We start from the raw sequence: 13,075 nt of genomic DNA, 5'->3' as shown, positions 1-13,075 counted from the left end.
ATTAGCCTGAAGGTTAATTCTGCTCGCTCGAATCGCACTGAACCCTTCCCGGGCGTGGGCGTTGTATGGACGGATTACCCTAGCGAAAGCGCGCAAAAAAGAAGGCGCCCCTTAGGCGCCTTAAAGAGACTCCCACCAAAGGAGATCGGGAGTGTTACTGCTGTGCTACAGGTGGTTTCTGGGAGACATCAGACCACCCTCCCCCCAGCGCTTTGTACAGCTGGACTTGGGACGTCTGTTGAGCAAGGTGGTCGGTCAACAGCTGTTGCCGTGCAGACAAGAGTTGACGTTGGGCATCAAGCAGAGCCAGGTAGCTATCCACCCCCTCGTCATAGCGCTGCTGCGCCATCTGGTTGTATGCCTCGAAGGTGCGCACCAGGTCACGCTGGCTCTCTATCTGCTCCCCCCAGGTTCCCAACGCAGCCAGGCCATCCGCCACTTCGCGGAAGGCGGTCTGGATTACCGACTCATAGTTTGCAATGCCAATATCCTTCTGGATTTTCGCGTAGTCCAGACTCGCCTTGAGTCGCCCGCCATTGAAAATGGGCAGATTGATTTGAGGGGCAAAGCTCCAGCTTTCCGAACCTGCATCAAACAGGCCGCTCAGTCGGCTGCTGGCGGTCCCTGCGCCCCCGGTCAACGTGATGCTCGGGAAAAACGCCGCACGAGCAGCGCCAATATTTGCATTGGCCGCAAGCAGCTGATGCTCGGCAGCACGGATGTCCGGGCGCTGCTGTATCAGCTCCGCGGGTAGACCTGCTGGTATGTCTGCGAGCAAGGGTTTGTCCAGATCTACGCCGCTCAGGTTTGCCGGCATATTCGTCCCTAGCAACAGCCGCAAAGCATTCGCGTCCTGGGCAACCTGGCGGGTGAATGCTTGAACCTGCCCGCGTGCGCTGTCTACGAGCGTCCTTGCCTGTCGCACATCGAGGTCCGACGCAGTACCTGCCTCGCTGCTGGCTTGTACCAGATCCAGATTGTGCCTGTAGTTTTGCAGTGTCGACTGGGTAACCTCCAGAAGCTGCTGATCCGTGCGCCATGTGAAATAAGCGATCGCAACGTTGGCGACCAAGCCCAACTGCACGCTCCGTTGCGTTTCTTCGCTCGCGAGATACGTTTCCAGCGCACTCTGATCAAGGCTACGTACTCGGCCCCAAACGTCCAGCTCGTAGCTCGTCAGCCCTACCTGAAGACTGTTATCTCCCGAGGTGATGTGTTGACCCGTTGTTGAAAGGTCGCCCGGGGTTCGGGAGCGCCTAGTGCGCCCGTCAACGCCAATCTCAGGCAGCAGCGCCGCCCCTTGGATGCGGTACTGGGCGCGGTATGCGTCCACATTCAGTGCCGCTTTGCGCAGGTCGCGGTTGTTGGACAGAGCCAAATCCACCAGCTCATGCAAGGCGGGGTCTTTGAAGAAGGTTTTCCAATCGATCCTCGCTACGCCTCCTGAAGATGGGGCCGCATAAGCGGCGCCCTCAGGAAAGGTGCTGGGAACCGGGGCCTCGGGCCGTTGATAATCGGGGATCAGGCTGCAGCCACCCAATGTCATCGCCAACACCAACAGCAGGGGTTTATGCGTCATGATGAGCGCCCTCGTGGATAGCTACGCGCACAGCCCCACGTTGCCTTGACTTGAACACTTTCGTCACAGCCACGTAGAACAACGGCACAAAGAAAATGGCCAAGAATGTTGCTGCGAGCGTACCTCCGACCACCGCTGTACCAATCGAATGCTGGCTGCCACTGCCCGGCCCGTAAGCGCGTGCAAGAGGCAACGTACCCATCACGAACGCGATGGAAGTCATGATGATTGGACGCAGCCGCAGACGCGCTGCCTCAGTTGCAGCCTGCACCAGAGTGCGGCCCTGGTTTTCGTAGAGGTCTTTTGCGAACTCGACGATCAGGATGGCGTTTTTCGCTGCAAGCCCCATGGTCGTCAACATGCCGACCTGGAAGAACACATCATTGGAAAGGCCTCGCCCGAGGGTTGCGGCGACCGCACCAAGCACCCCGAGCGGCACAACGAGCATGATCGATACGGGCACCGACCAGCTTTCATAAAGAGCTGCAAGGCAGAGGAACACGATCATCAGTGAAAGCACATACAGTGTGATCGCTTGAGAACCTGCCGCTCGTTCTTCATAAGAAAGCCCAGTCCAGGACACTCCAAAGCCATTTGGCAGCTGCGAAGCGACCCGTTCAATCGCTGCCATGGCATCCCCTGTGCTGTAGCCCGGTGCTGGCTGTCCCAGCAACTCAACAGAAGGAATGCCGTTATAGCGCTCCAGCTTGGGCGAGCCATAGACCCACTGACCACTGGCGAACGAGGAGAATGGCACCATCTGCCCAGCCGCATTTCGCACGTACCATTTGTCAAAGTCTTCCGGCGAAATCCGAGCGTCCATTTCACCTTGGACATACACCTTTTTCACACGCCCCTTGTCGACGAAGTCGTTGACGTAGGTGGAACCCCAAGCAACAGACATCGTGTCATCGATCGACTCGATCGAAACCTGCAGTGCCCGCGCCTTCTCATCATCAATGGTCACCTGGTACTGAGCCTCATCAGCGAGCCCGTTAGGCCTGACGATGGCCAGCGCAGGCTCTTTGGCCACGCGCTTGAGCAACTGATCACGCGCCTCCATCAGCGCAGCATGGCCTCGAGCACCGTTGTCCTGGAGGAAAAGATCAAAGCCCGTCGCGTTACCCATTTCCATGATGGCAGGGGGGACGATTGATACGACATTCGCATCTCGGACAGTGCTGGCAAAGCGCGTTATCCGCTGAGCAATGACAAAGGCTGAGTTTTCACTGTCAGTACGCGCCTCGAACGGCTTGAGTCGCACCCAGATCACGGCAGAGTTCTGCCCGCGACCCGCGAAGTTGAAACCACTGATATTGAACGCGGAGACGACACCGTCTTTCTCCTCTTCCAACAGATACGTTCGAACTTTATCGATGACCGTCTGGGTGCGTTCAGCACTGCTGTTGGGCGGTGTCTGAATCTGCACAATCAGCAATCCTTGGTCTTCATCCGGCAGGAAGGCAGACGGCAGATTTCTGAACATGGCGACGACGCCAAGCAGCAGCAATGCATAAATCACAAAGGTTCGTTTGGGGTTGCGCAAGATCCTGGAAATCGAGGACGCATAGCGATCAGTGTTTCGTTCGAAGACGCGGTTGAACCACGCGAAGAAACCGGTTTGCTTCTTCTGACCACCGGCATGCGCCTTGAGCATGGTTGCGCAGAGTGCCGGGGTGAAAACCAACGCGACCAGTACAGAGAGCCCCATCGCGGTGATGATCGTGATGGAGAACTGCCGGTAGATGATCCCTGCGGAGCCGCCAAAGAAAGCCATCGGCATGAACACGGCACTAATCACCAAGCCGATGCCTACTAGCGCTCCGGAGATTTGCTGCATCGATTTGTAGGTGGCGTCACGTGGCGACAGATGCTCTTCTTCCATCAGTCGCTCGACGTTTTCCACGACCACGATGGCATCGTCCACAAGCAGCCCGATCGCCAGCACCATGGCGAACATCGTCATCACGTTGATAGTGAACCCACAGGCGTACAGCACGCCAAAGGTACCGAGCAGCACCACCGGCACCGCCAGGGTTGGAATCAAGGTCGCACGCATGTTCTGCAAGAACAGCAGCATGACCAGGAAGACCAGGACGACTGCCTCGAACAGGGTATGCACCACCGAGTCGATCGAGGCTTTCACCGAGGGGCTGGTGTCGTAGGGGTAAACCACTTCTACGCCGGGCGGCAGGTAAGGTTTAAGCTGGTCGACAGTATTTTTTACGCGTTCGACGGTCTCCAGCATGTTCGCGCCGGTGGCCAAGCGCAACGCAATACCGGCTGCAGGTTTACCGTTGTAGTTGACGTCGTAGGAGTAGGTTTCATTGCCCAGCACCACTTCGCCCAGATCCTTCAAGCGAATCTGAGAACCGTCCGGCTGCACCTTGACCAAAATTTCCTTGAACTCATCAGCGGTTTTCAACCGGGTTTTACCGATCACCGTCGCGCTCAGCTCAACACCTTTACGCGTCGGCAGTCCGCCAATAGCCCCGGACGAGACTTGGACGTTCTGCGCCGAGATAGCGGCGGTGACATCGCTGGGCATCAACTGGTAGCTATTGAGCTTGGCGGGATCAAGCCAGATCCGCATCGCATTCTGGAAGCCAAACACGAAGAAGTCACCCACCCCTTGGGTACGGGACAGCGGATCCTGGAAGCTCGACACGATGATGTTGCCCAGGTCACCGTAGCTCAGCTTTCCATCCTTCGAATAAATGCTGACCAGCAGCATGAAGTTCACCTGGAACTTCACCACACGGATCCCTTGCCGCTGCACTTCCGCTGGCAGGTTAGGCGTCGCAAGCTGAAGCTTGTTCTGAACTTGAACCTGCGCGATATCAGGATTGACGCCCTGGTCGAAAGTCACGGTGATTTCAACGCTACCGTCACTGTTTGCTGCCGAGCTGATGTAACGCAGGCCATCCAGGCCGTTCAGCTGCTGCTCGATGACTTGCACCACCGTATCTTGAACAGTCTGCGCAGAGGCACCTGGGTAGGTGACGGTAATCTGCACGGCCGGCGCCGCGATATTGGGATATTGATTGACAGGAAGGCTGTGGATCGCCAGGGCTCCACCGAGCATGATCGCGAGCGCGATCACCCAAGCAAAAATTGGCCGATCAATGAAGAAACGAGACATTGTCGACCTCTCAGTTTGCCGTCAAAGCGGTGTTCACGTGGACGTTCGATGCAGGCTGCCCTTCGACGACCGAGTCCGCTTGGACGAACTGCAGCCCCTCGGTGATAACCCGCTCACCTGGCCTTACACCACTGTCTACCAGCCAGGCGTTCCCTACCGTGCGCACAGTCTCGAGATCGCGCTGCTCTACATGATTGTCAGCCGTGATCACCCATACAGTCGCAACACCCCGACTGTCCCTGACGATGGCCTGCTGAGGCACCAGAATGGCGTTTTCGCGGACCCCCTCTTTCACTTGGGCATGGACAAACATCCCAGGCAGCAGAGCACGTTCAGGATTGGGAAAAACAGCGCGCAAAGTCACCGAGCCGGTGCCTTGGTCAACACTCACCTCGGAGAATTTCAAGGTGCCGGCAAGCGGGTAGGCACTGCCGTCATCCAAGGTCAGACTGACCTCAGCCTGGTCAGTGCCCGAGGTTTTCAAATCACCCGACTTCAGTGCGCGCTTGAGGGCAAGGATACGGGTGATGGGTTGAGTGACATCGACATAAATCGGATCGAGCTGATTCACCGTTGCCATAGCGGCGGCCTGACCGTCAGTCACAAGCGCACCTTCAGTAACAGCGGATCTGCCAATGCGACCCGTGATAGGTGCAAGCACTTTGGTGTATTGGACATTGATGTCGGCCACACGCTTGTCGGCTTCAGCCTGCTTCCACGCAGCCACGGCATCATCATGTTGCTGCTGACTCACCGCGCGCGCTTTCAGCAAACGCTCATAACGCTCGGCCAGATTGCGCGCGCTGCGCAGATTGGCCTCAGCCCTGGCTTGCTGAGCCACGTACGTGCGCGGGTCGATTTGATACAGCTGCTGGCCTTGTTTGACCTCAGTGCCTTCCGTGAACAATCGGCGCTCCAGAATGCCCGCAACTTGCGGACGAACTTCAGCGACGCGAAATGCGGAGGTTCGCCCAGGGAGGTCGGTACTCAAAGTCAGCGGAGCTTCCCGGACTGCGTAGTACCCCACTTTAAGCGCTGCAGGACTCGCCGCTTGATCCTGCGCAGAATCACAGCCCGTCAGCAGTAATGCAGCAGAAAGGGGCAAGACCCCTAACGCGGCCCGAGAAAACGATTTGTTCATAGAAACTCCGGTACGTAACCGCTTGCGCACACGCGTGCAAGCAAGAGCCTGAAGGCCCAAGCTCGCCTGGACGGTCATGTAGAAATTTGGCGCGAATGATGATGTCGACCGGAACAGACCCCAGTCGCCATCGCTTGGGGGGAATTCTAATGCTCGTCCTGATTTTGATTAATCAGCTGGAATTCCAGTCATTTCATCCCTGTATTCCAATATAAAAATCAGACAAGACTCCGTGCGGGTGAATATGCCTGCGCATAGCGCTGTAGCCGTTGAGCGGCAGGTTGCAAAGAAACGGAGACTACGGGCGCTTGGCATGTTCCGAATCCTTTGAAGGAGTCCGGATGTTTGGCAAGGCGGTGAAGGGAGGATCAGCTTGAAGCGCAGGACAGCCTTGTGAAGACCACAATCGATGAGCTATAAAAATTGGAATGTGGCTGCTGTTCACCTTAGAGCATAGTGGGGCGCATACCACTTCTGGCCTGTAGCTGCGCCCCCGAACCGGACTGTTTTCAAAGAGGCGTATCACCAAAGTCGATGACCCGAGCGTCCTTGATGGACGGCATTGAGCGCGCGACATCGTCCGTAAGACGAAGCTTTACCACACGCACTCCAGCTGGCTCACCCATTACTGCGGTCACTACCGCATCGTATGCAGGGCTTCCTTCCGAGGCGACGACTTGGGCGGAAAGGTGACGCACCTCATTTCCGAGGGCACGCCGGACTGAATCACTCACTCCATTTAGTCCTCCCAGCTCTGCATGAACGCGCGCGAGGACACGATTGGTCGACCATGAGGTTTCATAGCTTGACCTTTTGTTCGAGAGGATCGGCGTTTTGTCGAGGGAGATAAAGCGCGGCGCCCCCGGCGAGAACTCGATTCGCGTTTCATAACTGATGATCGAGCCTTGCATACCCGCCTTCCCTGGCGCTTGGTAAGCGACAACCATATTCAACAGACCATCGCCATTTTCTGCAGTCGAGTAATTTGAGTGGATGATGTGATGGGCGCTGATTTTATCCGGTATCGATGCGAACCAAGCCACAAGTGACTGATGATCCTGGGCGAACACATGGTGCATCCGGTGACCGGATAGAAGAACGTTCGGATGGAACATTTTCAGGTGTTCATTGAGGTCACCTCCAGGTGCTTCCAGGAAGGCGAACCAACGATGGGCCAAATGCAGCGCTATGTGATTTGACGGTGAGAGGGCTTCAATCGGAAGGCTATCAGGCGTCATGCGCCCTCTCCTTGCATTCCTCTGCCTGAGCGAGCGAATGACTCACAACCTCACTTTTCCTCAGCCAATGGGCAATGCTGGTCAATGCATTCAGCCGGGAGGTCTCACCTGGCATCATGAGGTTGATCATGACCTCATCAGTACCATAAGCATCTGCCAGCTCACGTAGTTGGACCACGACATGATCAGCTGTCCCGTAGATGAGCCGCCCTTTGTTGCGCTCGCGAATCGCCAACTCATCCGATGACCAGTGATGGGCACGTGTACTCTCGATTGATGGCACCCGATCGAACGGGCCGGCACTCTCTGCGTAGGTAAGCCAGAGGTGAAAGGCCGCCGCATAATCCCTGGCTTCTTCAGGCGTATCTCCGACTGCTACAAATACGGCTACGACCACCGAAGGTGATTGTAAAAAATCAGTCGGTTTGAAAGCCTGGCGATACGCACTAGCTGCATGCGGCCCATCGCCACGAGGATTGATGAAATGCGCAAAGGTGAACCCCAGGCCTGCCTGCGCGGCGACTTCCGCCGTCGCCCCCGAGGCACCTAGAACATAGGGCTGAGGTTTGTTGCGGGTCTCTGGATGCGCGCGCATCCCCTCATAGCGCGAGTTGGGCATATGGTTCCCGGTCACGAACCCGAGCAAGTCGGCAACTTTGCGACCATAGGGGATCGACTCGCCTTTTTCATCATTGAGCGCCATGCTCGTGCGCCTGTCAGCCCCAGGGGCTCTACCGAATCCAAGGTCGATGCGCCCAGGGAACAGCGCTTCAAGCAATTGGTAATTCTCGGCAATCTTCAAACTGCTGTAGTTAGGTAGCAGCACCCCACCGGAGCCCACCCTGATCGTCTTGGTTGCCGATGCGATACGCGACATGAGGATCTCAGGGGAATTGCTGGCAGTCGCTGGAGCACCATGGTGTTCCGAGACCCAGAACCTGTGGAATCCGCTTTCCTCCGCAAGCTGAGCCAGGCGCACGCTAGCCGCCAGCGCATCGACAGGAAGCAGTCCCTCATCCACCGGAGAGTAGTCAAGAATGCTCAGCTTCAAGGGCATGTGCATATTCACGCTCCTTCCGTTTGGCCGGATACTTGCTCAGGGTTGCTGCGATCAGGCCAGACGACCTCTAATCGAGTACGCGTGATGCGCCACTCGCCATTGATTCGCTTGTACTCATCGGCGTACAGCCCTAGAAGCAGTAACGGGTTTGGATCAGGCTTTGAAGCAGTCTCGAAGTCGATGAGGTAGCAGCGCCCCTCGGCAGTATCAGGCCCGGTCAACTTGATCCAGTGATTGGTGATTGCGTGCATGAACGGGAAGCTGCGCCGGTTATCCCGGTCGTAGAGTGCAAAGGCCTCCTGCAAACCGGATTTGATCGCCTCAATCCCCTCCATTTTTCCGACAGTCACCTCAACCACAGCGTCCGCCGCGAAGACCTCGCTTAGGGCCTGGATGTTGTTACCGTCCAGGTGATGGGCGTAAAGCGTTCTGAGATCGCGAATGGCTTCACGATCGATAAGCTGTTGAATAGCGTTTTCCACGAAATGTCCTCCAATGAGAGTGGGAGACCAGGGCTATGCAAGCGCTTACGCAAACGGCAAAGGCCTTCTGACCACCTGCCTGAAGGCCGGTGAGTTTCAGCCGGCTGCTGCGCCCAGTCATCAGAGCGCTACTCTAAAAGGGATCGAGGAAAAGATAATCGGGCTCCGATTCCAAACATTCAGGAATGACAGGACAGAATGAGTGGGCATCGGCGGGGAGCTGTACACCCTTGATCAATGTTGACGCAATCCAGGGTCAAGGCTGCGTGAAGGCGGGGATGGAGCGGCGCCAGGTCCGTCGAGGCCACCTCAGGGTTGAGGTGACCTCGACGGCTTGTTACTGCTGTTTAGGCAACGCGTAGGCGATCAACAGATCGCTTCGATCCGTTGAGCTACGTGCACCGCCGGCACTGACAACCACGAATTGCCGATTGCTAGACGGTGAAACAAAGGTCATAGGTGTCGCTTGCGAACCCACTGGCATGCGAGCTTTCCAGAGCTCTTCGCCGGTGGATTGATCGTACGCCCGCAGGAAATAGTCCTGAGTGCCTGCAAAGAAGACCAGGCCTGAACGCGTCGAAACGGTACCGCCAATGGTTGGCATGCCAATCGGGAAAGGCGCCCGGACTTTGACACCCGCGATTGCAGTATCCTGGACGGTGCCTGCAGGACGCTGCCAGATGACCTTCCGCGTCTTGAGATCAATACCGGTCACAGTCCCATAAGGAGGTGCCTGGCACGGAACGTCTATCGGGGAGACAAAGGACGAGTTGGTCACAACGAATGGCGTGCCACGCATAGGAGCGAACTCCGAGTGGGGCTTACCGTTGCCATTGGTCTCATGATGTTCGCTCGGGATCAGCTGCACGCGAAGCGGTATCCGGATGTCGTTGACGACCATTACGCCAGTATCTTCGTTGATAGAGACACTACCCCAGTTCATACCGCCAAAATTACCAGGGTGCTGAAGGCTCGCAGTGGTGCCTGGTGGTGTGAAGGCACCCTCGTATCGCAACGATCTGAACTGGATGCGGCAGAGCAACTGATCGTAGATTGTGGCGCCCCACATGTCCTGCTCAGTCAGTTTTTCCTGGCCGATGTAAGGCATGCCCACCGAGAAGGGCTGGGTCGGCGCAGTTTTGTCGCCAGCCAGTTCTTGTTGCGGGACGCTTCGCTCGACCACTTCAGTGATTGGTTTACCCGTCTCCCGATTGAGCATGAAAATGTTGCCGGTCTTGGTCGTTTGGATCAACGCAGGTTGGTTACCGCCATTGCCATCCGGGACATCATACAGAGCGGGTTGCGAAGGAATGTCATAGTCCCAGATGTCGTGATGCACAGTCTGGTAAGCCCAGCGCTCTCGCCCAGTCCTGTAGTCCAGCGCGACAACTGAGGACGCGTAGCGATTGGCCGCCTCAGAGCGATGCCCGCCCCAGAAATCAGGGGTAGAGTTGCCTAACGGGACATAGACAAGCCCCAGTTTGGAATCGTAGGCAGCAGTCGACCACATGTTGGGCGTTCCGCGGGTGTACGTTTCACCCGGTGGTGGATACTTGGTGATCGATGGATTGCCCAAATCCCATGCCCACTCCAGCTCACCCGTGGCAGCGTTGAACGCGCGGATGACGCCAGACGGTTCCTTGGTTTCCAGGTTGTCGTAGACCCAGCCACCGACAATCAAGAGGTTGCCAGCGACAGTGACGGGAGAAGTGCCCATGTAGTAGGTGGGTTTTACCTCGCCCATGCCCTGCTTGAGGCTAACCTGGCCATTCATACCGAAGCTTTGGCACTCTTGTCCTGTCTTGGCATCGAGAGCGATCAGCCGCGAATCGAGCGTGGAGAGAATGACCCGTTGCGGGCAATCCTGAACCACGGTCGAGGCACTGCGCACAGCATCAGAGACCTCAGTGGCGTCGTAATAGCTGACACCGCGGCAACGGTTCCAGACCTTTTGGTTTTGCACTTTGGCATCGTAGCGCCAGATTTCCTTACCGGTGTTCGCATCCACCGCGAAGACCTTGTTCAAAGGGGTGCAGATGTAAAGCGTGTCGCCCACCTGAACCGGAGTGTTCTGGTTTTCAGAACCTGCATCAGCAATCTCTCCGGTACGGAACGTCCACGCCACCTCAAGGTTGGAAACGTTCTCTGGGGTGATCTGCTCAAGCGGTGCGAAGCGCGTTCCAGTCGGCGTACGTCCATAATGTTGCCAGTTGCCGTTTACAGCTTTATCGGCCGCGCCACTAGCGACCGCAGGACGAGCCGGCCCCTGGATAACGCCATGTGGGAAGAACATCGCGATGAAGCCGGCGACCAGCAGCACTGACGTGACCCCGGCAGCTCCCACCCACACTTTCCGACGCTGCGTGAAACCCACCTTCGAGGCCAGCAGCAGTACAGGAATCAGAAGGAGCAGGAATCCTGCCAGGCGTGGCACCATCGGCCAAAACTGGAGCCCGACTTCGAAGATCGACCATATGATGGTGGTTGCAGTGAGACCCAGATAAGCCCAGACACCCAGCTTTTTACGCTGAAAGAATCCGTAGGCCGATACAACGAGCAGAACTCCGGTAAGCAGGTAGAACAAGGATCCGCCAAGCCAGGCAAGGTATACCCCACCCACGAGTAACGGAGCGGCGAGCACCAAGAGTAAACCGCCAAACCAGAGAGGTAGCTTAGACAGAACCAGTGTGCTCACTTGATCGGTGACGTCTTTTTGGAATTGCATGTGCGCACCTATTGTTTTTTTCGCGCTTTGGGATCGTACACAGAGCAGCGCTCAGACCACCATACGCGGGTGATCTGAGAGCCTATTGCGACGCAGTCTTAATGAGGTTCGTGTGGCCCGTTGGGCGGGCAAGTGTTTAGCTCTTCAGCAGCACTGCGACCGATTTGGTCTCGGTGTAATGCTCGAGCCCGCTAAGGCCCATTTCCCGACCAATGCCAGACTCCTTGAAACCGCCAAAGGGCAGGGATGGATCTATCTGGTTGTGACTGTTGATCCAGATGATCCCTGCCCGGATGCGCGCAGCGAGCGCATGCGCTTGGGTGATGTTCTGTGTCCAGATACTGGCTGCCAGTCCGTACTCAGTGTTGTTGGCTTCACGCGCCAGATCGTCGAGGTTCTGGTTGGAGATCTTCATCGCGGAGATCACCGGGCCAAAGATCTCTTCTCGATAAACCGTCATTCGATGATCGACGTTGGCGAGCAGAGTAGGTTTGTAGAAGAACCCCTCCCCGTCCATCTCACTGGCACCGCAGATCACCTTCGCACCTTCACTGACACCGGTACGGACGAGTTCACTGACGCGACCAAGCTGGCGCTGGGAGATCAAAGGGCCGATCTGCGTTGCCCGATTCAGCCCATGCCCAAGCTTCATCTCGGAAATGAATTCAGCGACACCGTTGATGACATCGTCGTATACATCTTCGTGGATATAAAGTCGGGAACCTGCAGTACAGGCCTGACCACTGTTCAGCATGACGGCTTGAGCAACACCAGGAATGGCGGTAGACAGGTCAGCATCCGGGAAGACGATGACAGGGCTCTTGCCACCCAGCTCAAGGGTTACTCGCTTGAGTGTCTTGGCTGCTGTCGATGCGATTGCTTTGCCGGTTGCGGTACTACCAGTGAAGGCGATTTTGTCCACCAAAGGACTGTTAACCAAGGCAGCGCCGCACCGGCCATCCCCCGTCACTACGTTCAGCGTGCCAGGCGGAAGCCCTGCTTCCTCACAAATGGCCGCCAGACGCAACGCGGTGAGAGGCGTGTCCTCCGCTGGCTTGAGCACAATGGAGCAACCCGCAGCCAGCGCAGGAGCCAGTTTCCAGGCAGCCATTAGCAGAGGGACGTTCCAAGGGATGATCTGCCCAACGACGCCGACTGGCTCATGGGTCGTGTAGGCATGCCACTCGCCGGCCAAGCCTACAGGCACGGACAGCCCGTTAAGCTTGGTGCACCACCCGGAATAGTAGCGGAAATGCTCGGCTGAGTTCCGCACATAGGCGTCTTTGACAATGCCATAGGGCGACCCCTCATCGAGAACTTCAAGCTCTGCCAGCTCTTGCGAGTATTTGTCGATCAGGTCGCCAATCCGCCAGAGCACCTTGCTTTTTTCAGAGCCCGAAAGTTTGCGCCAGGCACCGGAGTCGAATGACTTACGAGCAGCGCTGACAGCTTTGTCGACGTCGGCTTGATCACCGTCCGCAACCTCAGCGATGACTTTTCCCGTAGCCGGGTCGAATACTTTTCTTCGTGCCCCGCTCTGGGCGTCTTGCCACTGACCCTCGATGAACAGCTTGTGAGATTTACCGAGGAAGCTGGCTGCTTCACTCGAGATGGCAGGGTAAGAGAGATCGATCACATCATGCGCAGGCATAGCATCTTGCTCCGGCTCTGGAGGGTTCGAACGAACCTCATGTTGTATTTTGGTTGC

Annotated in this window: 8 protein-coding genes; all 8 read right to left on the bottom strand. The window is 56.8% G+C overall.

Features of this window, described 5'->3' with window-relative positions; translation table 11 throughout:
• Nucleotides 1–154: 154 nt before the first annotated feature.
• Nucleotides 155–1,579, bottom strand: a complete 1,425-nt coding sequence (locus tag N5D53_RS00505) for an efflux transporter outer membrane subunit (RefSeq protein WP_279839121.1) — start codon at nt 1,577–1,579, stop codon at nt 155–157.
• Nucleotides 1,569–4,721, bottom strand: coding sequence for an efflux RND transporter permease subunit (locus tag N5D53_RS00500; RefSeq protein WP_279839120.1), 3,153 nt, complete (start codon nt 4,719–4,721; stop codon nt 1,569–1,571). Before N5D53_RS00500 ends, N5D53_RS00505 begins: the two co-directional genes overlap by 11 nt.
• Nucleotides 4,722–4,731: 10 nt before the next feature.
• Nucleotides 4,732–5,862 carry an efflux RND transporter periplasmic adaptor subunit gene (locus N5D53_RS00495; protein ID WP_110743182.1) on the bottom strand — a complete coding sequence of 377 codons (1,131 nt, stop codon included), beginning with the start codon at nt 5,860–5,862 and terminating at the stop codon, nt 4,732–4,734.
• A gap of 509 nt (nt 5,863–6,371) precedes the next feature.
• Nucleotides 6,372–7,100, bottom strand: coding sequence for a hypothetical protein (locus N5D53_RS00490; RefSeq protein WP_279839117.1), 729 nt, complete (start codon nt 7,098–7,100; stop codon nt 6,372–6,374).
• Nucleotides 7,090–8,163 (bottom strand): LLM class flavin-dependent oxidoreductase, encoded by a 1,074-nt coding sequence (locus tag N5D53_RS00485; RefSeq protein WP_279839116.1) that lies wholly within the window; start codon nt 8,161–8,163, stop codon nt 7,090–7,092. The genes N5D53_RS00490 and N5D53_RS00485 overlap by 11 nt, the downstream gene beginning before the upstream one ends.
• A gap of 2 nt (nt 8,164–8,165) precedes the next feature.
• Nucleotides 8,166–8,642 carry a nuclear transport factor 2 family protein gene (locus N5D53_RS00480; RefSeq protein WP_110743184.1) on the bottom strand — a complete coding sequence of 159 codons (477 nt, stop codon included), beginning with the start codon at nt 8,640–8,642 and terminating at the stop codon, nt 8,166–8,168.
• Nucleotides 8,643–8,979: 337 nt separating this feature from the next.
• Nucleotides 8,980–11,367, bottom strand: a complete 2,388-nt coding sequence (locus N5D53_RS00475) for a membrane-bound PQQ-dependent dehydrogenase, glucose/quinate/shikimate family (RefSeq protein WP_279839113.1) — start codon at nt 11,365–11,367, stop codon at nt 8,980–8,982.
• A gap of 136 nt (nt 11,368–11,503) precedes the next feature.
• Nucleotides 11,504–13,018, bottom strand: a complete 1,515-nt coding sequence (locus N5D53_RS00470; RefSeq protein WP_273255280.1) for an aldehyde dehydrogenase family protein — start codon at nt 13,016–13,018, stop codon at nt 11,504–11,506.
• Between the last annotated feature and the right edge of the window lie 57 nt (nt 13,019–13,075).

This window comes from Pseudomonas sp. GD03862 (genome assembly GCF_029840855.1).
Lineage (GTDB): Bacteria > Pseudomonadota > Gammaproteobacteria > Pseudomonadales > Pseudomonadaceae > Aquipseudomonas > Aquipseudomonas alloputida.
Note: the sequence above shows the minus strand (reverse complement) of the source record. Positions and strands in the feature narration are given on the sequence as shown.